Source organism: Salinimicrobium terrae DSM 17865 (genome assembly GCF_000424665.1).
Classification (GTDB): Bacteria; Bacteroidota; Bacteroidia; order Flavobacteriales; family Flavobacteriaceae; genus Salinimicrobium; species Salinimicrobium terrae.
Genome location: NZ_AUKI01000020.1, coordinates 162,395 through 188,055 on the forward strand (window position 1 = coordinate 162,395; position 25,661 = coordinate 188,055).

Below are 25,661 nucleotides of genomic sequence, written 5' to 3' on the forward strand. Positions count from 1 at the left end.
CCGGTAAAGTATTGTTAACATACAAATATCAAGACATCGTTGCAGGTTCCCCTGCAACAATGCCAGATATTAGAAACTGAAAATTTGTACGTTAACTTTTTGCTTCTTCTTTATTTCTTATCACCAGTCTAAATCCTTCCCCGTGAATGTTAAGGATCTCTACGTTTTCATCCTTTTTAAGGTATTTACGCAGTTTGGCGATATAAACATCCATACTTCGGGATGTGAAATAATTGTCATCTCTCCAGATCTTTGTCAGGGCCAGTTCTCTTGGCATAAGATCGTTTTCATGAAGGGCAAGAAGACGAAGTAATTCATTTTCTTTTGGAGATAACTTAGATGGCTCCTCATCTCTAAAAGTAAGGAAGCGAAGTTTTGAATTAAGGTGGAAATCCCCTATCTGGAATTCAAATTGCTTACTGTCGGCCACACTGTCTGTAGCTTTGCGCTGCATGATCGCTTTGATCTTCATAAGCAGTACTTCGCTGTCAAAAGGCTTGTTGAGGTAATCGTCTGCCCCTACTTTATATCCTTTCAACACATCTTCTTTCATAGCTTTTGCCGTTAGAAAGATGATAGGAATTTCTTCATTCTTTTCCCTTATTTCCTTGGCAAGAGTAAAACCATCCTTGTACGGCATCATCACATCCAGGATGCAAAGATCAAAATCATCTTTTTTGAATTTTTCAAATCCTTCCATACCGTTCTTGGCGTGAGTGACTTCATAGTCGTTCATGGCCAGGTAATCCTTTAATACCGTTCCAAAGTTCGGATCATCTTCAACTAGTAAAATCTTCTTATTTTCAGTTTCCATAAATTAAGATATTAGTGGTAGTTTAATTATAAATGTACTTCCTTTTCCTTTCTCACTTTCCACGCTTATTTGTCCGTGGTGGTCATCAAGGATACGTTTTGCATAGGCAAGTCCAAGGCCGTGGCCTTTTACGTTGTGGATATCACCGGTATGCTCGCGATAAAATTTTTCAAATATTTTTTTCTGAACAGGTTTAGTCATTCCGCTTCCCTGGTCACGTACTTTCATTACTATATAATTCTTGACATTCTCTGTGTAGATATCAATCCTGGGTGCATCTGGCGAATATTTAACCGCATTATCCAGCAGGTTTACGATCACATTGGTGAAATGGGTCTGATTTGCAAGGATAGATGCTCTCAAGGCTCCAAAATGTGTTTGTATGTATCCTTGTTTGTCTTCCACAATTAAATCTACATGGGTTATAGCTTCCTCAATTAATTCATGCAAATCAAGTCTTTCCTTTTTAAGGTCAAGTTCGTTCTTTTCCAACCTGGAAATTCGCAGTACGTTCTCTACCTGGGCATGCATTCGTTTATTCTCATCCCTTATCATTCGGTGATAATGGGCAATTTTTTCGGGATCGTTCATGACCTTGGGATTCTTGATCGCATCCAGCGCAAGATTTATTGTCGCAATGGGAGTCTTGAACTCGTGGGTCATATTATTTATGAAATCTGTTTTTATCTCAGATATCTGCCTTTGCCTTATCAATTGGGACAGCGCACTGGAATAGGCTATTACAATGATGAGTGTAAATATGATCGATAAAGCCGCCATTAATGTAATGGAGGACAAAACGACCTGTTTCTTTTCGGTAAAGTTCACAAACAACTGATAGTTGTTACTGCTGTTTGCTGAACCAAAAAGCGGCACCCTGTAAGTGGTCCTGGCATCCAGTTTAAAATTTTCCGACTGCACTTTTGTAGCCAGGCCATTTCCATAAATCGCATATTGAAAGGAGGTATTCATCCCCCTGTTCGTAAGTTCATTCTGGATCAAACTTTCCAGATTTGACTTTGAAACCCGCTCATGCAAAGGTTTCCGGCTCGTATATTCGTTCACTGTGGAACGGATAAATTCTTTTTCCACATCATTCATTCTGAAGATGCGGTTGATCCTGCTTGAGGTGGTGAGCATGTTCTCGTTCAAACTATCATTCTCCACCAGCTTAGACACCCTCTGATTAATTAGTTTTTTAAACCGGAGAGTATCTATAGATGCATCCAGAAAAGCTGCCGAAAGTCGGTAATCCTCTTCCAGCTCTCCCTGTGAAGAGAGATAAGCATCCTCAGAAACATCATCACGCTCCTCTTCAAAAATTTCATTTATCATAGAACTGTCTGCCTGTGCACCCAGACTGTCTACCAGTTCCTGCATAGCGAAATAATAGTTCTCCAGTTCATTATTCTCAACCTCTGTGGCTACCCTTCGCAGTATCTGTTTGGCATTAAAAGAGAATTGCTCTTCCTTACTCTCAACTGTATTCTTTATCCAAAACCCCTGAACAAATATAATTCCTATAAGAGAGAGGCTCATGAGAACCACCAAAAGAAAAAATATCTTTTTGTTCATATCTTCAAAAATATGATTTTAACATTTAGCCAAACAGGCCTTTAACCAAATGTTAACAAAAGAAAGTCAGTATTTACGCGCTCTGGAGGAGGGTTTCGTGCAGTTTTCGTACTGCTTCACGGGTGTGGGAGAGCTCCCGGTTTTCAATAATGAACTCGGCCAGTTCAGCTTTTCTTTTATCACTCCACTGGTGGCTCATTCTGGCTTCTATTTCTTCAAGTGTGGAATTATCCCGTTCTTGCAATCTTTCTATTTTGCGATCGTAGGGAGCCGTAACGAGCAAATTGTAATCACATTTTCGGTAGCCTCCTTTCTCAAAGAGGATAGCCGCTTCATAAATAACGTATGGTGCACTTTGAGCCATTTTCCAGGTTTCAAAATGTCTGCCTACAGCCGGGTGAATTATTTGATTTAACTGTTCAAGTTTTTCACTGTCTCCAAAGACTTTTGAGGCAATAAATTTCCTGTCGGGTACTCCTCCCTTGTAGGCTTCCTCTCCAAAAAGCCGAATTATTGCAGCCTTTACATTTTCATCATCCAGCATTAGCTTCTTGGCTTCCTCATCGGCAATGTACACAGGGATCCCCAGTTCATTAAAGAATCCGGCCACTGTAGTCTTTCCGCTTCCAATTCCTCCTGTAAGCCCCAGTACTTTCATTTCTTTATTATAAACTGAATTCTCTTCTCGTTGAGTCTGATATTGGACGTGAAATCTGGCTTCTGAATAACTTCCGGGATCAGGAAATCCTGCTGCCCTCTTACTTCGTTGAAATCAACCACCACCCTGAAGTCTGAAGCTGTCACTTTATTAAAATCCTTCAGGTTGACCAGGTAAAAAAGAACCACTTCTTTTGGAAAGATCACTACATTAAGCCCCTGGGGCACATTAATGATCTCGATAGGAACCTGTACCTTCCCTTCAGTAAATTTTTCCACATCCACAGCATATTGTACTCTATTGCGATAGAAAGTGACGTTGGGAAGACCGGTGGTGTCCAGATACACTACTCCTTTTTGATCATCTTTTACTTTTGAAAGGGTAAGCCGCTGAGTGTAAAGTCGGGACAAAGTATCCAGGATATTATCTGGCCCGCTAACTTTTATGGAGTCCGGTTCAATTCGCAATTCATCCACAGCCGAGAAGCCCACCGCATATTCTACCTTGATACGTAGATCCACCGGCAGTTTTTTCTCCTGTCTTTGTTCAAAATTTACCACCAGTTCGTCTCTCAAAAAGTTGATATCATCCAGGTCAAACTCCAGTTGAGATTGCAGTTCTGTACGATTTTCATTAATAACATAAACTAAAGCACCATTCTCAACTGTAGCTTTAGAAAGATCTATGGAAACGGTGGGTGGGAAAAGTGAAAACCAGGCAACGGTAAAACCATTTTCCTGCATCCTGAATTCAAGATTTTCGGGTATATCCCCCACCAGTAATTTATCTGGCGGCATATTGACATATTCGACGGGGATCTCCAGTATCTCATTGTAGGGCTTCGAAAACTGAACAAAGATCCAGATCACAATGGCAAAAAAGAGGAAAAATAAAAATGAGTTGAAATCGGTCTTTTTAAACCGGGCCCTGGTAAGTGTCTTAAATTTATTGAGCATGTTTAAAGAATAGCTTTGGAAACCTCTCTTCCGGATCCATATTTAGAATCCTAAGATAGCAGGTTGCCTTGCAGTAACCAAACCCGTAACCCAAAAATTGAACAAGAGCAGCTACTATAGAAAGTGCGGCGATCTTTATACTTCGGTTGAGAAATAAGGAGTGTAAAAACAGCAATAAAAAATATCCGCCAAAGAGCCAGAGCGGCAAATACCATCCAAAAATGGCAAAAATGAGGGCTGCTATTAAACCTAAACTGAACAAAGTCGGAAACCAGTATATAATTTTAGCCGACTCAGGGTGCCATTTGTTGAGAATTGGTCTCACCATCCCGAACTTCTTCACTTGTTGATGAAACTTCTTCCAGTCTATACGTCGCTTGTGATACACAAAAGCTTCCGGAAATAACCGTGTTGAAAAACCCTTTTTTTGGAGCCTGAGTGCAAGATCGGGATCTTCACCGGGATGAATTCTTCCGAAGCCACCACTTTCCAAAAAAGCTTCTTTAGACAAGCCCATATTGAAACTGCGCGGTTGGAAATCACTCACCCGCTTCTTCCCTCCTCTTATTCCGCCTGTGGTCAAAAAGGAAGTCATGGCGTAATTAATGGCTTTCTGAAGGTCAGAAAAACTTTCGTGAGCCGCATCGGGGCCGCCAAAACAATTTACGAACCGCTTCCGGAGTTCTTTATCTACTTCAGCGAGGTACTGCGGCGGCAAAAGCACATCAGAATCCAGGACCAAAAAGTAATTTCCGGCGGCTTTTCTCATTCCGAAGTTGCGCGAATCGCCCGGTCCCGAATTAGACTTTTTGAAGTAGCTGATGTTCAGACTTCTGGAGAAATCCTGCACCACTTCTTCCGAAGAAATTATAGAACCATCCTCCACGATCACCACCTCAAACGGCCCATCAAAATCCAGCTCCTGCATACTTTGCAGCAGCTCCCGTATTTCATTGGGACGATTAAAAACCGGAATTACAAACGAGTAGGAAACTTCCATGGCACAAATGTATTAAAGAAAAAGCTGCAAAAAAGAAGAGGCCTCAAAAATGACATTTTTGAGACCTCTTCCTATCTATTGATATTTGAACTAGCTTACTCTTCCTTGCCTTTTATAAAAGCTTCCATCACCTGCTGGCTTACTCCCATGTTGGAGAATCCACCGTCGTTGAAAAGATTTTGAAGGGTGACTCTTTTTGTAAGGTCCGAGAACATGGCCACGATGTAGTTAGCACAGTCCATTCCGGTTGCATTTCCCAGGGGAGACATTTCATCTGCATAGGCTATAAATCCGTCGAAACCTTTCACTCCTGTACCCGCAGTGGTCGGTGTTGGTGATTGGGAAATGGTGTTTACTCTTACTTTTTTCTCCTTTCCGAAAAAATACCCGAAACTACGGGCAATAGACTCTAAAAATGCCTTATTATCGGCCATGTCGTTATAATCGGGAAAAACCTTTTGGGCAGCGATATAGGAAAGCGCCATAATACTTCCCCACTCGTTCATCGCATCCTTTTTGTAAAGGCTCTGCATTGTCTTGTGGAAAGAAACTGCCGAAACATCCCAACCTTTGGTAGTGAAATCATAATTCATATCTGTATAATGATTCCCTTTTCGCACATTTACCGACATCCCGATGGAATGCAGTACAAAATCCAGCTTTCCGCCAAGAATTTCCATGGCTTTTTCTACTAAATTCTCAAGATCTTCCACTTTTGTGGCATCTGCAGGAATGATCTCAGAACTGGTTTTTTCAGCAAGATCCTTAATATTTCCCATTCGCATTGCGATAGGGGCATTCGTAAGAACAAATTGGCCGCCTTCTTCATGCACGCGCAAAGCCGTTTTCCAGGCAATCGAGTTTTCATCCAGGGCTCCAAAGATGATCCCTTTTTTTCCTTTGAGTAGATTATATGACATGGTTGGTGTTTTGTTTTGTTAAGCCGGTAAATATAAGAAACATCTTTTAATTCAGAAGGGCTTTCGCATGTGCCACCGCAGAATCACTGATGTTCTTGCCGCCCAGCATCATTGCCAGTTCCTCTATCCTGTCTTCTCCTTTCAATTCTTTGATATTCGTGATGGTGCTGTTGACGGCGTCTTCTTTATAAATTTTGAAATGTCTGTCCCCTTTTCCTGCAATCTGTGGAAGGTGGGTAATGGCGATAACCTGCATGTTTTTTCCCATTCTTTGAAGAATACCGGCCATTTTTTGAGCAATATCTCCGGAAACTCCGGTATCTATTTCATCAAAAATGATCGTAGGCAGATTGCTGTAGGTTGCCAAAATGCTCTTTACAGCTAGCATGATCCTGGAAAGTTCCCCGCCAGATGCTGCTTTTTTGATGTCGTTATAACTTCCACCTTTGTTTGCTGCGAGCAACCAATTAAGCTTATCCTGCCCGTTGTGGTAAAATTCTTTTTGTTGCTCCAGCTCAATTTTTAATGTCGCGTTGGGCATACCAAGGTCGGCCAGGATATTTTCCACTTCCTTAATGAACTTCGGAATAACGCTCTTTCGGGAGGTATGAATTTCTGAAGCTATTTTCTGAAGCTCTTCCTTTTTTTCTAAAATGGCTTTTTCTGAACGTGCTATTTCTTCATCGGCATTTTCTGAAACCGCGACTTTCTTTGCAAGGTCTTCCTGGATTTCCTTTAGTTCCTCCACTGAACCTGCTGCATGCTTCTTTTGCAGATTATACAACACCTGAAGTTTTGCATTCACCTGCTCCAGCTCGGCCGGATTCGCTTCTACCTTATCCAATGCCGATTCAAGTTCGGTAGCAATATCATCCAATTCTATATTGACGCTTTGCAGTCGTTCAAAAAGTTGCTGATACTGGCCGCTAATTCCGGCAATCTTTTGAAGATTATTTTTCGCTTCCCGAAGTGATGCCGCAGCCCCTACCTCCTCCTGCTGAATATTATTGATCGCACCTCCCAATTGCTCGGTAAGTTGCTCCACATTGCTTAGCTCCTCATACCGCTCTTCCAGCTCTTCCTGCATTCCCGTTTCCAGTTTGGCTTGCTGAAGTTCTGTAAGCAAGAACAAGTTGTAATCGTATTCTTTTGTGGCTTGTGCCTGCTCTTCTTTTAAATCCTGTAACTGCTTCTGAAGTTTTTTCAGCTGCTGTAGACCTGCCTGATAATCCTTAATGGTTCCGGCATTTTTAGCCAGAGAATCGATCACAAGAAACTGGTATTCATTGTCTCCAAGGCTTAGAGTCTCATGCTGGCTATGGATGTCCAGCAGCTTTTCTCCCAGCGCCTGCAGCGAAGAAAGATTTGCGGGAGTATCATTAATAAACGCCCTACTCTTTCCTGAAGGCAAAATTTCCCTTCGTATAATGGTTTGTGATTCGTAGTCGAGATCTTCTTCAGCAAAAAGTGATTTAAGGTCGTATGAAGAAATATTAAAACTTCCTTCAATAACACATTTCTTTTCCTGGTTTCGAATGGCACTAAAATCGGCACGCTTCCCCAACAGCAGAGAAAGAGCTCCCAGCATGATAGATTTTCCCGCACCGGTTTCTCCTGTTATTATGGTAAAGCCGCTTTGAAGATCCATTTGAATATCTTCAATAAGGGCGTAGTTTTTTATAGAAAGGCTTGTGAGCAAGAGAATGTAAATTTGGGTTAAAGGTAAAACAATTTACAATTGTCAGGGAGCAATTAACAGGGAACAAATTATCATTGAACAAATTTAAGAATCAACTTTCAAGCACCAAATCTCACGAATTCAAAATTCAGAGTTCAAGCACCAAATTCCTGGGGATTCAAAATTCAAAGTTCAGGATTTAAAAAAGGTACTTAGAATAGAAATTGCCTACTTGAAAACTGCGCACTGCCTACTGAAAAGAAAGGTCTCGACTCCGCTCGACCAGACAAATGAACTGCGTAACAAAAAAATTGCGATTCTGCTCGACCAGACATTGAACTGCCTACTTAGCCTGCGCACTGCTCACTTAAAAACCTAATACCGAATATTCCCCCACTTTTCAGTTAATGTGGGTGCCATGGTATTTAAAGCGTCCACTACTTCCCTGATGTTAACCTGTGGCCCACCGCTAAAGATCTGTTCCACCTCGTCTGCCTTGGCATCAAAAAACGTCCTTAGCAAAAGAGAATTAGGACGGCGGCTATTCATTCGTTGTAGATCAATAATAGCTGTAGCAACTCCTTCCTTACCTTCCTGGGGTGACATATGCATTAGATCTAAACCATTACGATGATAAGTGTAAAGAGCATTTCGATATCCCGAATAGGTATTCGAGAGCAGGTCAGCATTGAGTTGATACCGGGAGCGATTCCCATCTGTTCCTTTCCAGCCCCTGTAGGAACTCTGCTGTGCGGTTCCCACAATTTGATTAGCAGTTTCAAAATAGGGCGTCCCCCCTTGTTCCCCGAAGGTATCGGCATCCAACCCCAGGATGGTGTATGCATAATAACCAATGATTGAAGAAAGATTTGAATCAAACTGATTGGGACTGAATTCCAGCGGCTCATACTCAGTATATTCAAATGCCAGTTGTTCATCATTAAAATTAAATACAGGGCTTACCATGGTGGAGCCAAAAACCGGTCTGGATGACTGCACCTGAATGCTGCCTGAAAAACTGTTGCCGTCATAACTGTTGATGTTGATGAACATACTACAGTTGATACGCTCCTGCGGAAGAAATTCCCTGTTGGTCCAGCGAGTCTGATTGACAAACTCGGAGACTGAATTTTCAAGAGTCTTAAAGACTGAAGCATTTACCTGTCCAGTTTGTTCACTATTAACAACAATCTGGCAGTTTAATTCCTGGGCTCCTGCACCTAAGCTCAGACTAAACATAAATAGTAAAACAAAAATTCTACTCATGACTTAACAGGATTATTTCATTCAGGATATCCTGAGCTACTTCTTTTTTGGATTTTACCTGAAACCCTTTTTTCTTTCCATCTTTGAACAGGATCCTGACCTTGTTGGTTTCAGATTTGAATCCCGCACCGGAGTCATTCAGGGAGTTTAACACGATAAAATCCAGGTTCTTTCTTTTCAACTTCCCGATGGCGTTCTCTTCTTCATTCTCAGTTTCCAGGGCAAAACCGACAAGGAGCTGATGTTTCTTTGCTTCCCCCATTGCCGAAAGAATATCAGGATTTTTCACCAGCTCAAGTTCCATAGTCTCTGCCGACTTTTTAATCTTTTGGCTCGCTGAAACTTTCGGACGATAGTCGGACACCGCTGCTGATGCAATGGCAATATCAACTTCGGGAAAAAACTTTGTCGCTGCTTCAAACATTCCAATAGCACTCTGCACCCTGATTAAATTTATCTCCGAATTAGGATTCTGCAAATGTGTAGGACCAGAGATTAAAGTTACTTCAGCTCCCGCAGCATGTGCAGCGGCAGCAAGTTCAAAACCCATTTTTCCACTGGAATGATTTCCTATAAAACGTACAGGATCGATTGCTTCGTATGTGGGACCTGCTGTGATTAGCACTTTTTTATTCCGAAGCGGAAGACTTTCAGTAAGATGATCTTCAATAAACCCAAGGATGTCTTCGGGTTCTGCCATTCGGCCTTCTCCCGTCAATCCACTGGCCAGTTCGCCCGAGGTAGCCGGAATCATTATATTGCCATAGGAAATCAGCGTATCAAAATTTTCCCTCGTGGAAGGGTGTTTGTACATATCGAGATCCATTGCCGGGGCAAAATAAACCGGACATTTAGCAGAGAGATATGTGGCAAGTAAAAAATTATCACTGTGTCCTTTTGCCATTTTTGAAAGAGTATTGGCAGTGGCAGGTGCGATAAGCATAAGATCGGCCCAAAAGCCGAATTCCACATGGTTACTCCATTGGTTACTGTGATCTTCTTCTTTTGTAAAAGAAGAAATGACCTCATTTTTGGAAAGTGTGGATAAGGTAAGGGGGGTTACAAATTCTTTGGCTTCAGGGGTCATTATTACCTTCACCTGCGCCCCGGCCTTTATAAATAACCGGACTAAGAATGCTGTTTTATAAGCGGCTATACCCGCGGTAACGCCGAGAAGTATTTTTTTGCCGCTTAATACAGACATATTATTTTATTCTTCGCTTTTGGTATTGCGATAATAGATTTTTTCATCCAGCCACTCCTGAACTGCTAAAGCATGTGGCTTTGGCAATTTTTCATAGAACTTGGAAACCTCAATCTGTTCCTTGTTTTCAAAGATCTCGTCCAGACTATCGTTGTAAGTAGCAAATTCATCAAGTTTTTCAAGAAGTTCTTTCTTGATCTCACCGTTTATTTGCGTAGCCCTCTTGGAGATTATTGAAATCGCCTCATAAATATTATTGGTAGTGGCATCGATCTTGTTCTTGTCAAGAGTCGTAGTGTTTAGTGGAGCATCTGTTTTCTTTAGATCTATCATATTCTCGTCTCAGATTTTAATTGTTGTTCTGTTTTTTCAATGTCTTTCAAGGCTGTATTGGCCATTTCTATGAACTCGCCTTCGGGATAATAACGCTGATAATCCTCATAATATTCCCTTGCCTTTTCCAATCGCTCGGGCATGGCATAAGCATAACTGTTGATGGCATACAAATAAGCCGATTCAAACCTGTAGTACATGGCTCTTTCCCTAAAAGGAGAACCGGGATAATCAGAAATGAAATTGTCAAAAGCTGCCATCGCCGCAATATAACTCTCGGTATGATGATATTGCTTTGCAATTTCATACACTTTTCTCTCCAGCTTCACCCTAAGCTCTGTTGCCAGTTCATTGGCTTCATCCATTCTTTCACTCTCAGGAAACCGGTCGATAAACTCCTGAAGTTGACCTATTCCTTTAACCGTCTCAGTTTGATCAAGATAGTATGGCGGAGAAAGATAATAATAACTCTTAGCTCCTTTAAAAGCAGCTTCTTCAACCTTTTCACTCTCCGGGTACGTTTCCGCAAAACGCTCAAATTGATAAGCGGCCAGGAAATAATCCCCCAGTTCATAATAAGTATCTGCAAAAAGAAAGGCTAATCTTTGCCCCTGGGGTTTACCTCTATATTCGGGCATTAACTGCTCAAAAAGCCGTAAAGCCTTCCGAAATTTCTTTCTGCTGTTCCCTTCGCCTGCTTTGGCCTCATTATATAAGTTTTCTGCAGTTGTATACTTGAGAGCAGTATCTTTGCTCTTTAACACTTCCTGATATTCTCCACAGGATGTCAAAAGAAAAACTACGCTTAAAAATAGGATGATTTTCTTCATTCTGAATTTTAACATCTGGCAAAAATACTCTTTTCTGCCTTATTACAAAAACTTTAGTTTCAGCACAAATTACACCAAAAACACAGGTTTTTCTAAAGTTTAATGATTAGAATTTTTCTACAAACTCATTAATTTTTTGAGTTAGGTTTTCAGTAGAAGGAACCAGCGGCAATCGAAGGTTATTCTTTACTATACCTCGCTTTTTTAGAAGGGCTTTTATACCCACAGGATTACCTTCAGCAAAAATGAGATCTATAGAAGGAGCCACTTTATAATGCAGGTCATAAGCTTCATCTACTTTTCTTTCGAGTCCGAGCTTCACCATTTTGGAGAACTCGGCAGGAAATCCCTGTGCAATAACAGAGATCACACCATGCCCGCCGGCCAGAACCATTGGCAGAGTAACCATATCGTCTCCCGAGATTGTAAGGAAACCTTCGGGAACGGCATCAATAATTCTCATAGCCTGCACTATGTCTCCCGCAGCTTCTTTTATCCCGATGATGTTATCAACCTGTGCCAGGCGTTTAACGGTTTCGGGAAGCATATTAGAGCCTGTTCTTCCGGGTACATTGTACATAATAATGGGCTTTGGCGAAGCGGCCGCCACTGCCTTATAATGCTGAAAAATTCCTTCCTGGGAAGGTTTGTTGTAATAAGGAGAAACCGACAACACTGCATCAAAAGCCGAAAGATCTGTGTTCTTTACCTCTTCTGAAACTTTTGCAGTATTATTTCCGCCAATTCCAAGTACCAAAGGAATACGACCATTATTTTCTGAAACTACAGTGTCAATTACCTGCTTTTTCTCCGCGGAAGTAAGGGTAGCACTTTCCCCGGTAGTTCCAAGAACCACCATGTAATCAATCCCATTCTCAATTTGGAAATTCACCAGATTCCTAAGTGCTTCCACATCTATAGTAAGATCGTCTTTAAAAGGAGTGATTAACGCCACCCCTGTTCCAACAAATTTGTTCATTAAGTTGTTGTGTTTAATATTTTTAAATACTTTTTCAATTCTTCTGTGAAAATTTCTGCTTCTGAAAGTCCTGCGGAAATTGTCAGGTCAAAAATGCCGTTCTGGTCCGGGATTTTCCTCCCTACCTTCAGCCTCGCACGGGTTACCGAAACGAGAAAATCGGCCATTTTATTTTCTGAAGCGGTAAATGAAATAAGAACATCATATTGAAAAGCCATAAATGCCGAAGCCGCTTGAGAGGTTTTACCACTCCAGCCAAAGTCCTCTTTAGAAATCACCGGGTAGTCAAAAGTCCCATTTTTGACACCTTTTTCTCTACAACTTACAATGTTAACCTCATGCTGTTGAAGGTTTAAATCCCCCTTCAGCTTTAAAAAAGATTTGATTGATTCTTCATTCACCTCATCCAGGATAATTCCCAGTTTACACTCCTTACTTTCAGCAACAGAATTATCTCCGGTTTGGCGCAAATTCTTTCTTGCCACAGCAAGTTTAATATCTGTTATTTTCACGGCGCAAAATTAGGAAATATAGCATTACCAAACGCAAAGGAAACTACCGATTTTTCGCTATACCAGGTGCAAAAGCCTGAGTTTCTTTTCGGGAGTGATAAAAAAGAGGAAAACAAGTTTTATTGCCGCAAATTTTATGAGGGTTCCTACGATTTCCACACTAAGATCTCTAAAGTAGAAAACCTCCATATCCCTTAAAACAGCCGAAAAAATGAAAGAAAGGGTCAGGCATATAAAGAAAACAGCCTTTTTAGAAAATGAATTCAGATAATAAATCAGTGCAGTAATAGCAAAAAACAAAAGATTGATATAATAAATCACATATAGCCAGAAGGAGAGATCATTTGTTAAACTGCGTTCGATTTCAATAATATGAACCCATAAAAGATATACATAAACAGCGATCACCGCTATAAAATAAAGGGTGGTAAACCTACTGCCTTTCTCATACTCTGTATGTTTAATAGCTTCACGGGCTAGAAAGATGTAGCTGATTAACCATAATCCAAGTTTCACCTGTTCAAAATACCAAACCCTGCCGCCCCAGGAAATTAAAGTAGCCGCTATTGCTATTCTCAAAAACATCAAAAAATTATAATTCTTAAAGGGAATTTTTTTGAGATAGTAAAGGACCAGAGGTAAGAAAAACAGAATTTCACCCAGCTTTTTAATCAAAAAGCTCTCGGAAATAATACCGGCCAGATTTATACCTATAGCAGTGATAGCCAGGAGAGAAAGAATAACCTTTTGTTTCATTACCGGGGGAAATTACCCGCAATATAGAAATTTTGTGAAGAACAGGCTTTAATGTTAATAATTTTGATAAAAAAATAAAAAAATATCATTTGTAAGAGAGAAAAATATTCTAAAATCCCGGAAGAATAGTATTTTTTCTTCGATGAAAGGCGTGTTCTACCATTCCAAAAAGAGCGATAACATGAAACAGGGGATAGAAGATTGTGACGCTGACGTCCGGTAAAATAAATAGTTTGAAAAACAGGGAAAGCTCGGATAATAACAAAGAGGCCGAAGCCAGCATAAGCCACAAAGAGGCATAATGGGATTTAAGGATGTATTGTGAAAAGGTTATAGCCAGAAGAAGTGTTAGCACCAGAATATATATGTACGCTATTACCTGGTGAGAAGGAATTACCTGCGGTACAAGATCGCCCAGGGTGAAAAACAGAAATCCGAGAAAAGCATACATGATTAACAGTGAAATGCCCTCCACAAGGTGAATTTTTGCCCTTTTGAAGCCTGTCAGGGCAAAAACATATAGAATCATTATTGCACCTCCAAAGCACCAGAGGGTAGATTCTGGATGACTAAAAAACCCCTCTAACATTAGCAAATCCCGAACGTAAAATAACATTAACACAATAATCATTGGCAGGAACCAGGTTTTTGCTTTATACCTGTAATATAAGATGAGCACGGGGATTAAGAGTGTGGTTGAGATAAAAGTAAGTGCCTGAATATTGAAAATAGCACCGACAATAAAAATTGTACCAAGAAACAGGAACAACAACAAAATTTTTTGACTCGTCTTCACAGTTTTAAGTTAGAAATAGCCAGCATATCCTATCAATTTGGCCGAAAAATAAAACAATTTTCCTTTAAGACTACAAATAATCTTAAAAAAAGTAAGAAAAGTGACTATCTGCTGAAAAATTCGAATCTTCTATTTCATCCTTACAAAAACTCCTACTTTTGTTTTTTACACAACACGAAATGAAGCGATACTTACTCTTCTTAATGCTAATAGCCGGTTCCTGTAAATTTAGCGGTGATTACACCCCCACCCGAATTGAGGGAGAGCAGTTGGAAATAACTTCTGCCATTAAAGCTAATGATTCCCTGGAAAGGTTTATTGAACCATATAAGACAAATATTGATCGGGAGATGGAACAGGTTTTGGCCTACGTTCCTTATAATTTGACCAAAAACGATGGGGAATTGAACACTGCTATAGGGAATCTAATGGCCGATGCTTTAATGGAACTGTCCGCTCCTGTTTTTAAAAGTCGCACTGGCGAAAATATTGATATAGTCCTACTGAACTTTGGAGGAATTAGGTCATCGATTACTATGGGCAATGTCACCACCCGAACAGCTTTCCAGGTTATGCCTTTTGAAAATGAGATCGTGGTGGCAACATTAAAAGGAGAAGCCATAAGGGATATGATCCACTATCTCATTGATTCGGGGAATGCACATCCTGTGGCAGGCATTGAATTACAACTTGAACAAGATAATAGTATAAAAAAGGTTTTAATACAGGGGGAACCGCTACAGGAGTCTGCAACATATAATGTCGCTACAAGCGACTACCTCCTGCAGGGAGGAGATAATATGGTTTTCTTTTCTAAGGCTCAAAAGGTAACCAATCTAGATTATAAAATCAGGAACCTGCTCATAGATTATTTCAAGCAGGAAGACACCCTTACTCCTGTAAGAGATGAACGATTTATTAGATTCAAATAATGGAAAGACGTAAATTTTTAATAAGAACAGCTACCGCCGGTGCATTTGCAGGGATTGGAGGTTTTGGTCTAATGTCTTTTGTACCAAAGAGAGAACTTAAGCATATAACTATTCTACATACAAACGACGTTCATAGTCATATTGAGCCTTTTGAACCGGACCATGCGCTATACCCGGGTTTGGGAGGAGTTGCCAGAAGGTATACTCTGATACAACAAATAAGAGAGGAAAACCCTCACACTTTACTGCTCGACGCTGGAGATATTTTCCAGGGTACCCCTTACTTTAATTTTTATGGTGGGGAACTGGAATTTAAGCTCATGAGCAAATTGGGCTATGATGCAGCGACCATTGGCAATCATGATTTTGATAACGGAATTGAAGGCTTATTCGCTCAATTGCCGCATGCTAAATTCCCATTTATAAATTCCAATTATAATTTTGAAGATACAATCCTGGAAGGAGTAATAAAACCTTATCAGGTCTTTTTAAGAGACGGAATAAAAATAGGAATCTTTGGTTTAGGAATTGAACTGGAAGGCCTGGTAGGAAAGAAGCTCTATAAGGAAACTGAATATCTTGATCCCGTAGAAATTGCAAGAGAAACAGTGAGAATTCTTAAAGAAGAAGAAAAGTGTGAGCTGGTCATCTGTCTTTCCCATCTGGGGTATGAATACCAAAGTGATAAAATAAGTGATCTAAAACTGGCAGCAGCCACAAAAGGCATCGATTTGATAATTGGTGGTCACACCCACACATTCCTTCCGCAGCCTTCAGTGGTACCTAACAGCATTGGTGAAAATGTAATAGTAAACCAGGTAGGATGGGCAGGAGTAAATCTTGGGAGGATTGACTTTTATCTGGATTCTTCAGGAAAAACCAGTGGCCGGGGAGCTGCCATTATTGTTTGAAAAATCAGCTCAAATGCTTATTTTTTCTTATATTTTAAAAATTAGTTAGTTTTTCCAAACTATAATTGTAATTCCTTCAGACGAGTCTTTGACAAAGGTTTTGACAGGAAATCTGTAACATATGGGAAATTTATTCTTTCATCTTTAAAATCCTCAATTGAGGAGGATAATATAAAGATGGTAAATCGCTGAATTACCTCCTCCTCTAATTTTTCCAATTCTTTCAGGAATTCCCAGCCAGACATGGTTGGCATGTTTACATCAACAAATAACACCATGGAAGCGCACCCATCCTCTTTTAAGATCTTATTTCTAATTGTAGAAAGTGCAATTTCGGGTTCATTAAATGTCATTACATCGGCATCGGGATCATAACCTTTGACAGCATATTCACATATTAAATTATTAGTACGATCATCATCAACTATTATATACTGCTTCGGTTTCTTCATCTTCCAACTGTTTTAATTCTTTCTCTGCTTTAAATTCAATAGTGAATTCTGTTCCTTTATTCTCCTCACTGGAAACCTGGATTTTACCACCCATTAATTCCACCTGCGTCTTCACCATAAATAGCCCCATACCTTTTCCTTCAACATGATGATGAAAACGTTTGTATAGACCGAAGATCTGTTTTCCCTTTTTAGAAAGGTCAATTCCCATTCCATTATCTTTAAAACTGATATAAACATTACCCTCCCTGTTTTCTGAAGTTATCTCGATTACAGGAGGAACTTCAGGTCTGCGGTATTTGATACTGTTAAAGATTAAATTATAAAATATACTATGAAGGTAAGTTCGTATAGAGTTAATAGAAGTTACTTCAGAGAAATTAGTAATAATCCTGACATTCTCTTTCTGGATTACCTGACCTATACCGGTTTCAACCGTTTCCACCAGTTCATTAAGGTCTACCGGTTCCTTTTTCTCACTCATATCTACCTTCACATGAAGGATATTATTAAGATCCCGAATGATAGTATCCAATCTCTGAACATTCGAAAGAAGTTCTTCCTGAAACTGCATTTTAACTTCAGAAGGATAATCCTCTTTAATTAAATCCCCCAATCCAATTATGTTTGCCACAGGGGCCCGAAGGTTATGGGAGATTATATAAGAAAATTGTTCTAATCCTTTGTTTGCTGCTACAAGCTCCTCGGTATGCACCTTTAGATTCTTATTGAGTTCTATAATTTGAAGCTCCGATTCTTTTCTTTCTGTTACATCTCTAAAATAAACCGAAAGTCCTCCTTTTGAAGGATATGCTGTAACGTCAAACCATTTATTTACCCTTTCAAAATATTCTTCAAAATCTACAATTGTTTGTTCCCCGACTGCTTCTTGATAACATCTATAGAATTCTGTATCTACGGCATCTGGGAAAACATCCCAAAAGTTCCTGCCTAAAATATAATCTTTAGAATTTTCCAATAGTTTCTCGGCATGTTGATTCCAGTAAGTTACAACCCAGTCATTATCCAGAGTAAAAAAAGCATCCCCTATACTTTCGAGAATAACCTGCTTTTCTTCTGAAGCTTTTAAGGCTTTCAACTCTGAATTTTTAAGAGTCGTAATATCTTGAAAACTTCCATTAATCCGAACACATTTCCCATCAACAAAAGTAGGTCGGCCAATTTTTCTCACCCAACATTCATTTCCTTTTGCCGTCACCATTTGCAACTCAAGGTCATAAGGAATGTTGTCTTCAACAGCTTTTTTAAATGCCCGGATCATACGATCTCTGCTGTCCCCTTGCTTATAGTACAAAATTCCGGTTTCATAATTTGGCTCATAATCTTCACTTACCTCATGAATTTCTTTGGTAACCGGGGACCAGAATAAATAATCCTTAATGAAATCAAATTCAAAGCTTCCTATGCGGGAAAATTTTGAAGCTTCATCCAGAAGTTCTTCCAGTCTTTTCCTTTCAGTGACATCCTGTATGGCGCCAACCATACGAAAGGCTTTTTCATTTTCATCACGAAGGATAAAACCTTTTTCTACAACAAAAGAGTATTTCCCATCTGCATTTTTGAACCTGTATTCTGCCTCCCAGTGATTTTCTGTACCCTCAAGGGTGCGGGCAAGGCTGTCCTGTATATGAAGTCTTTCTTCAGGATGGATGTTTTCTGTCCATGAATCAACTGTTAAAGAAAATTCCCTTTGGGAATATCCAAAAAGTGCGTAAAAGGCTTCTCCCCAAAACAAATAATCTGTTTCAATATCCCAATCATAAATAGCATCTGAAGTTGCTTTAGATACCAGCTCATAACGCGTATTGCTTTCTTTTAGAGAGCGCTCTGCTTCTACCCTGTCTGTAATATCAATTCCCACTCCCTGTACTTCAAAAGGATTTCCACCAGCGTCTGTAAGACAAATGAAATCCCATAGGGTTGGTTTTACCTTTCCATCTTCCTGTAGCTTATCCATTTCCACCTGGTAGACCACATTAGGATTGGCTAAACATTTTTCAAAAATGCCCCTTACCCTTAATTGATCATATTCCATTACACTTGTTGAAGCACATTTACCAACAAGAATACCATCAGGAAAGATCCAGTTGAAATCTGAATCAAATTTTTCATTTACATAGGAATAATTCCCGTCCAAATCTATCCTGGTAAGATAGTTGGTCTGCGACTTTAGAATACCTCGCTGCCTGCTTTCACTTTGCTTTAATTTAAGCATTGCATTCTTGAAATCGGTCACATCCTGAATAGAGCCCTCGAATCTAACCGGCTGCCCATTACTATCCTTTACAAGTTTTCCTTTTTCATGTACCCATTTGATGCTTCCATCGGGAAGTACAATTCGGTGTTGAAAGTCCATATCCTTACTTCCCGAAAAAGCTGCCTTTTGTTCCTCCAGTAGCGCATCAAGGTCATCGGGATGAATTGTTTTATAGAATACTTCCGGCCCAACCTGAAAATCTTCCTTTCTTCTTCCCCATATTCTATAGACCTCATCACTCCAGAAGAAATATTCATCTTGTAACCCTACTTCCCAGTAACCAAATTTGGCCAGTCTTTCAGCCAAAAGAAGTTTTTTACTCTTCTCTTCAAGCTCTTGTAGTACACTTTCTTTCTCTGTAATATCAATAGAGGTTACAAGCCTGCAATCTCTACCATTAAACTTAATCCCGTAACCGTGGACTTCAACAGTTATTTCTGATCCGTCCTTCTTCTTATGAGTGAATTTTCCAAAGTCAATAATGTCATTAGCATCTTTAAGGTTTTCCAGATTAGCCTTCAGCTTCGATATTTCCTCTTCGGGACGAAGATCATAAAGGTTAAAACTCAAAAATTCTTCTTTTGAATAGCCGTAATGTTTTAGTGCTGCTCTATTTACAGCAACAATTTTAAAAGTCTCCAGATCAAAGATCCAGTTGGGAAGTGGATTGTATTTAAATAAATGTTCATAATTCTTTTTGGACAACATTAATTCTTCCTCTACTTTCTTCCTCCCGGTTATATCCCGAATAATGGTAGACGCTATTTCCTCTCCATTTTCATCTAAAGATACAGCTGAGGAAATTTCTGCAGGAAACCTGCTGCCATCCTTTCGCTTCAAAACCATTTCTCCAATGAAACCAGCTTTGGTCTTTCTAACTTCCAAAAGTTCAGCCAGTCCTGAATTATCATCAATAGTTCCCTGACGTCCTATCCTACAAAACTCTTCTTCTGTTCGTTGTAGCATTTCACATGCGGCAGGATTGGCTCCAAAAATATTTCCATTGGGGTGAGAGAGTAAGATAGCATCCATGCTATTTATAAAAAATGCCCTGTACTTCTCTTCATTTCTTTTTAAGGCAATTTCAGCCTCACGTTGAGCGGTGATCTCTTTAAAGTTATTTACTATTCCACCAACATCTTTATCATGCAAAAGGTTTGTAAAGCTAGCTTCCATCCAACGCCAGGTTCCATCTTTATGTTTCACACGCGCCGTAATGGTATCAAGTGATATCCCGGGATTCTCCAGGCACAGAGCCATATAATCAAGTGCAGGCTGCACGTCTTCAATATGAACAATCTTTGTGATATCAATTTTTAAAAGATCTTTATGTGAAAAACCCAGGATTTTTTCAGCTGCAGGAGAGATATAAGATGTGGTTCCATCGGGAGAAAAGACCACCAGGGCATTATCTCCACTTTCCACAAGTCGCCTGAATTTTGGTGGTTCTGGTTTTGAATTATATTCTTTTTTTATCTTCAGAAGATTTGATAGAATAATGGCAGGCAATTGCGGGAGGTCGTCCTTCTGAATATAATCATCTGCGCCATTTCTAATAAGCTCCATGGCATAACCGGCAGAATTATTGTCTGAGATGACAATTGAAGGCACCGTTAAATTAGAATTTTTAAAAGCCTTCAAAGCATTCTTAATAGGGAATAATGGGTTTTCATCAGTAATTAAAGCTATATGTGGATTGAAATTCTTTAAAGCCTCTACAAATTTTTCATTTGTATTGACTGAAAGGTGTTCAAAAGTGTAATCGGTTGTTTGTAAAACTTTAAGAACCGGGTTTATATCTACCTGCTCATTTACAACGTGGAGAATTCTATATTGTTCACTCATTATTTCGTACCATCATTTCCCTCTGCTTCCCCACCTATTAGTGGTTTCAACTTCTAATTTTCGACTAACTGCATAATTAATCTGTTGAAAAGCAGAATTTGCGGATGCGAAAATAGGAAAATTAACTCAAATTTAAGGGTTATCCCAACCCTTAATAAGAAAATAGCCTAGCTTATATTCCTAACAACCAAAACCCTCTGAAATTCCTAGCTCGATAATGCCCTTTTCGTTTTTTACAACAAAAAACAAAAATATATTACAGAATATTCTTACAAGTGGGACGAATTGGACAACTTATACGAATAAGGGAAGATTAAAGAGATACCCAACATCATTTATAACTTAAAAGAGACAACTTTAACTTTAACTGTAGGGTTTTTATGATTAGGCAATACTAATTGTCATTGAATTCATCTTTTTTGGAAGGAATATTCTACTTGAGAATTCCTAATCGCAGAAATTGTAAGATCAATTTTTTAAGAATTCCTTAGATAAAAGAGAGGGAGAGAGTCTTATCGAAATGACTAAATCAAACTTTATCTCGCCTTAAAAACCGATATATAGTTTTGAATATCAATTGAATAACCTTCTGAAGATAGCTATGGATAATGATCATTGAAAAAGACAAAGACTCAAAATTGGGTTAAAACTGAAATCAAGAGCAGCAGCTACTGCTTAAAATTCTAATTTTGACCCGATTTTAGTAAAGATAAAAGATACATAATTAAAAAATTGCATCATGATCAAAAGAAAAGTTCTTGATACTTACAAGGGGATGTGTTTTCAACAACGATCAATGTTTACCATCTTCCTGATTCTTTCAATTATCCTAACGGCTATAATATCTACTGGCCTCTAGTCACCCGATCATTCCCAGGAATTTTTTCTCATCGATGATTGGGATCTGTAAACTTTCGGCTTTCGCCAGTTTACTTGGCCCCATATTTTCACCGGCCACAACATAACTGGTCTTAGAGGAAATAGAACCGGAAACTTTTCCGCCGTTATCTTCAATCAGTTTCTTAAGGTCATTTCGGGACATTTCGAACACTCCGGAGACAACAAAGGTCTGGCCTTCGAGCTTATTGGTCTGGTTGGCAAGTTTTTCAGCAGATATCTCCAGTTGCAGGCCATAGCCTTTTAACCGCTCGACATTCATTACATTCTCTTCATCTGCAAAGAATTCCACAACGCTTTCGGCTATACGTTCCCCAATTTCATCAACATTTTCAAGCTCCTCCTTTTTTGCCTTTTTTAATGCATCAATATTCTTGAATTCCTTTGCCAGTTTTTTAGCTACAGTTTCCCCCACGTACCTTATTCCCAGGGCAAACAGCACCCGTTCAAAAGGGATTTGCTTTGAATTCTCAATTCCATTGATCAAATTTTCAGCCGACTTCTCAGCCATACGTTCCAACGGTAGGATCTGTTCTTTCTTCAATTCATAAAGATCGGCGTAATTTCCAATCAGCCCTTCATTGACCAGCAAGGCCACTGTCTCTCCTCCAAGACCTTCAATGTCCATTGCTTTCCGGGAAATATAATGCTGGATCCTTCCAATGATCTGGGGTGGACAACCATTAAAATTAGGGCAGTAATGCTGCGCCTCTCCTTCATTTCGCACTAGGTCAGTTTCGCATTCGGGACATTGGGTGATATATTCGATTGGATCGGATTCGGGATCTCTTTTGGTAAAATCCACCCCAATGATCTTCGGAATGATCTCTCCACCTTTTTCTACATACACTTCATCCCCTTCTCTAACATCCAATTTTTCAATTTGATCGGCATTATGTAGGGATGCTCTTTTTACCGTTGTACCTCCAAGCTGCACCGGTTCGAGGTTGGCCACCGGCGTGATCGCTCCCGTGCGTCCCACCTGGTAACTTATCTTATTCAATTTTGTAGAAACCTGCTCGGCTTTGAATTTATAGGCCATTGCCCATCTTGGAGCTTTTGCAGTATATCCCAGCTCGTCCTGCTGGTGCAGGCTGTTCACTTTTACCACTACTCCATCCGTTTCATACGGCAGATCATGACGATGAATGTCCCAGTAATTAACAAAATCCATTACCTCCTTCAGATTTCTGGCAAGCTTTGCTTCCTCCGGAATTTTAAATCCCCATTCCCTTGCTTTTTGAAGGCCCTCATACTGAGTTTTGATTCCGGATAAATTTCCGCTTAAACTGAACAAAAGACAATCCAGGGGTCTTTTCGCCACTTCGGCACTATCCTGCAATTTCAAACTTCCCGAAGCTGTATTCCGGGGATTCGCATACGGCTCTTCTCCTGCCTCTACTCTGGCAGCATTCAACTGAGCAAACCCTTCATACGGAAGCACGATCTCTCCTCTAATCTCAAATTTTTCGGGATAATCTCCCTTTAATCTCAAAGGCACAGACCTTATAGTACGCACATTATTGGTGACATCATCTCCCTGTATGCCGTCGCCCCGGGTCACAGCCTGCTTAAATTTCCCTTTTTCATAGGTAAGACTAATAGAAGCCCCGTCATACTTTAACTCACAGGTGAAATTCACCTCACCATCAACCTGCTTTTCTATCCTTTTCTCCCAGTTTTCAAGATCTTCCTTGGAATATGAATTATCAAGCGAATACATCCTGTTCTCATGAACAACCGTTGCAAAACTTTTGGTGACAGCGCCTCCAACTCTAAGCGTGGGAGAATTCTCGTCGTAAAATTCCGGGTGTTTTTCCTCCAGTTCCTGTAATTCCTTCAGCTTTTGGTCAAAATCATAATCGGAAATTTCCGGCTTGTCCAAAACATAGTACAGGTAATTGTGGCGGTGTAATTCCTCCCGCAGCTTATTTATTTTTTCTTCGGGTTTCATAGAAGAGTAAGTCTTTCGTGCTTAAATGAGGTTCCAAAAATGGCATTTTGGACAGATATTTTTATTTCAAAAGGCGACGGATAAGCTTTGTCCCCCACAGGTATCCAGTCCTTTTGTTCTTTGTTGATAATAATGAAAAGCCCTTCGTCGTCACCGGTAGCGCAAAAATGCTCGTAATCGCCCGTAAATTTGGTAAGACCAAAATGAGAATTGAGGAAATCGAAACTCTCTTCCACATTTGAAGTTGCAAGGCCAATTTCACTGATCCCCAAAATACTTTCTGAAGAAAATTTTTCGGAATCGGCTTCATAGATATGTTTTCTGGAAATAAATTCCAGAATATTTTTATCTTCATCATAAAAGTAAATGGATCTCGCCCTCCAGGCCGGAAAATCGATGATTTCCTTGTCATCCCCAGGCAAAATTTCCACCCGCTCCTTGAGCCATTGGAGCGCCTTTTCTTCCTGCAGCGCCGGAATGTGAAAAGCTATATGGTAAGGAGTAGCATTTCTATCCTCTTCAAACTCGAGGGTCGAAAAACCCATTTTCACCCGGAAATTCTCTTCTGAAGTTTTTTCCACACCAAGCGCCAGGACTTCGCTGTAAAAGCGCAGCTGGCCTTGAAGATTAGGAGTGTAAAGCTTCAAAAATTCAATTTTCATAATTTGATGCCTCTTAACATGCGATCCACCCCGAAAATATCCTTTTTCAGGCGGGTTTGGAAATTTTTTTCAGTTAAAAGTGCTTCAGTTTCATTTCCAAGGTACTGGTTGATCTCGAAGTACAATTTCCCTCCTGCGTGCAGGTTGTTTGCTGCCAACTCTGTGATTTTCCGATAGAAGATCAGGGGATCATCATCCTTCACATAAAGAGCAGTTTCGGGCTCATGTTCCAGCACATTGCGCTGCATCTCATTCTTCTCCAGCTCCCGTACGTACGGCGGATTCGAAACTATCACATCAAATTTCTCCGGAAGTTTTTCCAGGCTCAAAATGTCATTTTGAAGAAACTTTATTGAGACATTTTTAATCTCTGCATTCTTTTCCGCCACTTCTAATGCCTCTTCTGAAATATCCAAAGCTGAAACTTTCGCCTGCAGATTTTTAGCCAGGGAAATCGCAATGCAGCCACTACCGGTACCAATGTCCAGGATTTTAATCTCTTCGGAAGCATCCAGATCTTCCAGTACCCACTGCACCAGCTCCTCAGTTTCCGGCCGCGGAATGAGTACATTCCTGTTCACCTGAAAATTTAATCCGAAGAATTCTGTGTTGCCGGTGATATACTGGATGGGTTCATGTCGCTGAAGCCTTTGTAAGGCGGTATTCAGCTTTTCCTCTTCCTCTGCTGACAGTTCCCGCTGCGGATCGAGTGCAAGATCCAACCTGGAAAGTCCGGTAAATTCCTGCAGCAGGATATTAAAGAACGAACCCGTCTCCTCCTTAGGATATTCCTTTTCTAAGGTGTCAAAAAAGTGATTTTTGAAGGCTGTTATTTTCATTCACTGGTAGTATTTCATGCAAAGGGCGCAAAGATTCCCCCTAAATCCCCCTGAAGGGGGACTTTAATTTTCAAATTCTAAAATCAACTTTGGAATTTGGTGCTTAAAAAATTGGAATTTGAGATCAAAGATCTCTAATCAACCAAACACTACAATTGTAATGCCCGGTATCGCCCAGCGGACCTTCCAAAGACTCAAAACCTGAACGAAGATAAAGCTTCTGGGCCTGCTTCATGTAAGGCATGGTTTCTATGTAACATTTTTCAAAGCCCTGTGCTTTGGCAAATTCCAGACATCTTTTCATCATTTCGGCTCCCACGCCCTTTCCTCTCACCTCGGGTAAGAAATACATTTTTTGAAGCTCACAGATAGAGCCTTCAAAATTGGCTAAAGGAGCTATCCCTGCACAGCCGACGACTTTTCCGCTATCCTCCACCACAAAATACTCCTTATTCGGAGCATTATATTCTGCATGCATATCATTTAGGGAAGCGTCTTCATAAGCCGTTCCCACTTTTGGTACTCCCATTTCCACCAGGACACTTTGCACTAAAGTTTTAACCTGTTCATTATCTTCGGGTTTTATTTCCCGTATTACATAACTGCTCATTATC

23 protein-coding genes are annotated in these 25,661 nt (G+C 40.0%); 2 read left to right on the forward strand and 21 right to left on the reverse strand.

Going from position 1 to position 25,661, the window contains the following annotated elements:
• Positions 1-91: 91 nt before the first annotated feature.
• From H148_RS0109835 to H148_RS0109910, 15 genes are all read right to left on the reverse strand, one after another.
• Positions 92-814, reverse strand: coding sequence for a response regulator transcription factor (locus H148_RS0109835; protein WP_029034651.1), 723 nt, complete (start codon positions 812-814; stop codon positions 92-94).
• A 3-nt stretch (positions 815-817) separates the two neighbouring features.
• Positions 818-2,389: a sensor histidine kinase gene (locus H148_RS0109840; RefSeq protein WP_029034652.1), complete on the reverse strand. Its 1,572-nt coding sequence runs from the start codon at positions 2,387-2,389 to the stop codon at positions 818-820.
• A 73-nt stretch (positions 2,390-2,462) separates the two neighbouring features.
• The gene (gene coaE / locus H148_RS0109845) at positions 2,463-3,047 is read right to left on the reverse strand and encodes a dephospho-CoA kinase (protein WP_029034653.1); all 585 of its coding nucleotides are present in this window, start codon (positions 3,045-3,047) and stop codon (positions 2,463-2,465) included.
• Positions 3,044-4,003 (reverse strand): YbbR-like domain-containing protein, encoded by a 960-nt coding sequence (locus H148_RS0109850; protein ID WP_029034654.1) that lies wholly within the window; start codon positions 4,001-4,003, stop codon positions 3,044-3,046. The genes coaE and H148_RS0109850 overlap by 4 nt, the downstream gene beginning before the upstream one ends.
• Positions 3,993-5,003 (reverse strand): glycosyltransferase family 2 protein, encoded by a 1,011-nt coding sequence (locus tag H148_RS0109855; protein WP_029034655.1) that lies wholly within the window; start codon positions 5,001-5,003, stop codon positions 3,993-3,995. The genes H148_RS0109850 and H148_RS0109855 overlap by 11 nt, the downstream gene beginning before the upstream one ends.
• A gap of 95 nt (positions 5,004-5,098) precedes the next feature.
• On the reverse strand, positions 5,099-5,923 hold the full coding sequence (locus H148_RS0109860; RefSeq protein WP_029034656.1) for an enoyl-ACP reductase FabI: 825 nt from the start codon (positions 5,921-5,923) through the stop codon (positions 5,099-5,101).
• A gap of 46 nt (positions 5,924-5,969) precedes the next feature.
• Positions 5,970-7,622, reverse strand: coding sequence for a DNA repair protein RecN (gene recN, locus H148_RS0109865; RefSeq protein WP_029034657.1), 1,653 nt, complete (start codon positions 7,620-7,622; stop codon positions 5,970-5,972).
• 354 nt (positions 7,623-7,976) lie between these two features.
• The gene (gene porD, locus H148_RS0109870) at positions 7,977-8,867 is read right to left on the reverse strand and encodes a type IX secretion system protein PorD (protein ID WP_029034658.1); all 891 of its coding nucleotides are present in this window, start codon (positions 8,865-8,867) and stop codon (positions 7,977-7,979) included.
• Positions 8,860-10,071 (reverse strand): bifunctional phosphopantothenoylcysteine decarboxylase/phosphopantothenate--cysteine ligase CoaBC, encoded by a 1,212-nt coding sequence (coaBC, locus tag H148_RS0109875; RefSeq protein WP_029034659.1) that lies wholly within the window; start codon positions 10,069-10,071, stop codon positions 8,860-8,862. Before coaBC ends, porD begins: the two co-directional genes overlap by 8 nt.
• Before the next feature lie 6 nt (positions 10,072-10,077).
• On the reverse strand, positions 10,078-10,404 hold the full coding sequence (locus H148_RS0109880) for a DNA-directed RNA polymerase subunit omega (protein WP_425414077.1): 327 nt from the start codon (positions 10,402-10,404) through the stop codon (positions 10,078-10,080).
• Positions 10,401-11,234 carry an outer membrane protein assembly factor BamD gene (locus H148_RS0109885; RefSeq protein WP_029034661.1) on the reverse strand — a complete coding sequence of 278 codons (834 nt, stop codon included), beginning with the start codon at positions 11,232-11,234 and terminating at the stop codon, positions 10,401-10,403. The genes H148_RS0109880 and H148_RS0109885 overlap by 4 nt, the downstream gene beginning before the upstream one ends.
• 106 nt (positions 11,235-11,340) lie before the next feature.
• Entirely contained in the window at positions 11,341-12,213 is an 873-nt protein-coding gene (gene dapA, locus H148_RS0109890) for a 4-hydroxy-tetrahydrodipicolinate synthase (RefSeq protein WP_029034662.1), read from the reverse strand.
• Positions 12,213-12,725, reverse strand: coding sequence for a DUF6913 domain-containing protein (locus H148_RS0109895; RefSeq protein WP_029034663.1), 513 nt, complete (start codon positions 12,723-12,725; stop codon positions 12,213-12,215). The genes dapA and H148_RS0109895 overlap by 1 nt, the downstream gene beginning before the upstream one ends.
• A gap of 57 nt (positions 12,726-12,782) precedes the next feature.
• On the reverse strand, positions 12,783-13,481 hold the full coding sequence (locus tag H148_RS0109900) for a hypothetical protein (protein ID WP_029034664.1): 699 nt from the start codon (positions 13,479-13,481) through the stop codon (positions 12,783-12,785).
• Between the two features lie 109 nt (positions 13,482-13,590).
• Positions 13,591-14,277: a hypothetical protein gene (locus H148_RS0109910; protein WP_156877240.1), complete on the reverse strand. Its 687-nt coding sequence runs from the start codon at positions 14,275-14,277 to the stop codon at positions 13,591-13,593.
• A gap of 179 nt (positions 14,278-14,456) precedes the next feature.
• Here H148_RS0109910 and H148_RS0109915 point away from each other — a divergent pair, with 179 nt between their 5' ends.
• The gene (locus H148_RS0109915; RefSeq protein ID WP_029034666.1) at positions 14,457-15,209 is read left to right on the forward strand and encodes a 5'-nucleotidase C-terminal domain-containing protein; all 753 of its coding nucleotides are present in this window, start codon (positions 14,457-14,459) and stop codon (positions 15,207-15,209) included.
• Positions 15,209-16,120 carry a bifunctional metallophosphatase/5'-nucleotidase gene (locus H148_RS0109920; protein WP_029034667.1) on the forward strand — a complete coding sequence of 304 codons (912 nt, stop codon included), beginning with the start codon at positions 15,209-15,211 and terminating at the stop codon, positions 16,118-16,120. Before H148_RS0109915 ends, H148_RS0109920 begins: the two co-directional genes overlap by 1 nt.
• 59 nt (positions 16,121-16,179) lie before the next feature.
• Here H148_RS0109920 and H148_RS0109925 read toward each other — a convergent pair whose 3' ends face one another.
• The 6 genes from H148_RS0109925 to H148_RS0109950 all read right to left on the reverse strand — a co-directional run bounded on the left by H148_RS0109925 (position 16,180) and on the right by H148_RS0109950 (position 25,657).
• The gene (locus tag H148_RS0109925; protein WP_029034668.1) at positions 16,180-16,572 is read right to left on the reverse strand and encodes a response regulator; all 393 of its coding nucleotides are present in this window, start codon (positions 16,570-16,572) and stop codon (positions 16,180-16,182) included.
• Entirely contained in the window at positions 16,541-20,695 is a 4,155-nt protein-coding gene (locus tag H148_RS0109930) for a PAS domain S-box protein (RefSeq protein ID WP_029034669.1), read from the reverse strand. The genes H148_RS0109925 and H148_RS0109930 overlap by 32 nt, the downstream gene beginning before the upstream one ends.
• Before the next feature lie 859 nt (positions 20,696-21,554).
• Positions 21,555-23,546 (reverse strand): NAD-dependent DNA ligase LigA, encoded by a 1,992-nt coding sequence (gene ligA, locus H148_RS0109935; protein WP_029034670.1) that lies wholly within the window; start codon positions 23,544-23,546, stop codon positions 21,555-21,557.
• Positions 23,543-24,208: a VOC family protein gene (locus H148_RS0109940; RefSeq protein WP_029034671.1), complete on the reverse strand. Its 666-nt coding sequence runs from the start codon at positions 24,206-24,208 to the stop codon at positions 23,543-23,545. The genes ligA and H148_RS0109940 overlap by 4 nt, the downstream gene beginning before the upstream one ends.
• Positions 24,205-25,047 (reverse strand): peptide chain release factor N(5)-glutamine methyltransferase, encoded by an 843-nt coding sequence (prmC, locus tag H148_RS0109945; protein WP_029034672.1) that lies wholly within the window; start codon positions 25,045-25,047, stop codon positions 24,205-24,207. Before prmC ends, H148_RS0109940 begins: the two co-directional genes overlap by 4 nt.
• A 124-nt stretch (positions 25,048-25,171) precedes the next feature.
• A complete protein-coding gene (locus H148_RS0109950; RefSeq protein WP_029034673.1) occupies positions 25,172-25,657 on the reverse strand; it encodes a GNAT family N-acetyltransferase in 486 nt (161 codons plus the stop codon).
• Positions 25,658-25,661 lie beyond the last annotated feature (4 nt).

What these genes read in the sequence shown, in the direction of transcription:
- H148_RS0109885 (WP_029034661.1), bottom strand. Translation starts at nt 11,234, where the DNA reads ATGAAGAAAATCATCCTATTTTTAAGCGTAGTTTTTCTTTTGACATCC.
- H148_RS0109930 (WP_029034669.1), bottom strand. Translation starts at nt 20,695, where the DNA reads ATGAGTGAACAATATAGAATTCTCCACGTTGTAAATGAGCAGGTAGAT.
- H148_RS0109880 (WP_425414077.1), bottom strand. Translation starts at nt 10,404, where the DNA reads ATGATAGATCTAAAGAAAACAGATGCTCCACTAAACACTACGACTCTT.
- H148_RS0109950 (WP_029034673.1), bottom strand. Translation starts at nt 25,657, where the DNA reads ATGAGCAGTTATGTAATACGGGAAATAAAACCCGAAGATAATGAACAG.
- H148_RS0109940 (WP_029034671.1), bottom strand. Translation starts at nt 24,208, where the DNA reads ATGAAAATTGAATTTTTGAAGCTTTACACTCCTAATCTTCAAGGCCAG.
- ligA (WP_029034670.1), bottom strand. Translation starts at nt 23,546, where the DNA reads ATGAAACCCGAAGAAAAAATAAATAAGCTGCGGGAGGAATTACACCGC.
- dapA (WP_029034662.1), bottom strand. Translation starts at nt 12,213, where the DNA reads ATGAACAAATTTGTTGGAACAGGGGTGGCGTTAATCACTCCTTTTAAA.
- H148_RS0109850 (WP_029034654.1), bottom strand. Translation starts at nt 4,003, where the DNA reads ATGCTCAATAAATTTAAGACACTTACCAGGGCCCGGTTTAAAAAGACC.
- prmC (WP_029034672.1), bottom strand. Translation starts at nt 25,047, where the DNA reads ATGAAAATAACAGCCTTCAAAAATCACTTTTTTGACACCTTAGAAAAG.
- H148_RS0109840 (WP_029034652.1), bottom strand. Translation starts at nt 2,389, where the DNA reads ATGAACAAAAAGATATTTTTTCTTTTGGTGGTTCTCATGAGCCTCTCT.
- porD (WP_029034658.1), bottom strand. Translation starts at nt 8,867, where the DNA reads ATGAGTAGAATTTTTGTTTTACTATTTATGTTTAGTCTGAGCTTAGGT.
- H148_RS0109835 (WP_029034651.1), bottom strand. Translation starts at nt 814, where the DNA reads ATGGAAACTGAAAATAAGAAGATTTTACTAGTTGAAGATGATCCGAAC.
- H148_RS0109920 (WP_029034667.1), top strand. Translation starts at nt 15,209, where the DNA reads ATGGAAAGACGTAAATTTTTAATAAGAACAGCTACCGCCGGTGCATTT.
- H148_RS0109915 (WP_029034666.1), top strand. Translation starts at nt 14,457, where the DNA reads ATGAAGCGATACTTACTCTTCTTAATGCTAATAGCCGGTTCCTGTAAA.
- coaBC (WP_029034659.1), bottom strand. Translation starts at nt 10,071, where the DNA reads ATGTCTGTATTAAGCGGCAAAAAAATACTTCTCGGCGTTACCGCGGGT.
- H148_RS0109900 (WP_029034664.1), bottom strand. Translation starts at nt 13,481, where the DNA reads ATGAAACAAAAGGTTATTCTTTCTCTCCTGGCTATCACTGCTATAGGT.
- coaE (WP_029034653.1), bottom strand. Translation starts at nt 3,047, where the DNA reads ATGAAAGTACTGGGGCTTACAGGAGGAATTGGAAGCGGAAAGACTACA.
- H148_RS0109855 (WP_029034655.1), bottom strand. Translation starts at nt 5,003, where the DNA reads ATGGAAGTTTCCTACTCGTTTGTAATTCCGGTTTTTAATCGTCCCAAT.
- H148_RS0109925 (WP_029034668.1), bottom strand. Translation starts at nt 16,572, where the DNA reads ATGAAGAAACCGAAGCAGTATATAATAGTTGATGATGATCGTACTAAT.
- H148_RS0109860 (WP_029034656.1), bottom strand. Translation starts at nt 5,923, where the DNA reads ATGTCATATAATCTACTCAAAGGAAAAAAAGGGATCATCTTTGGAGCC.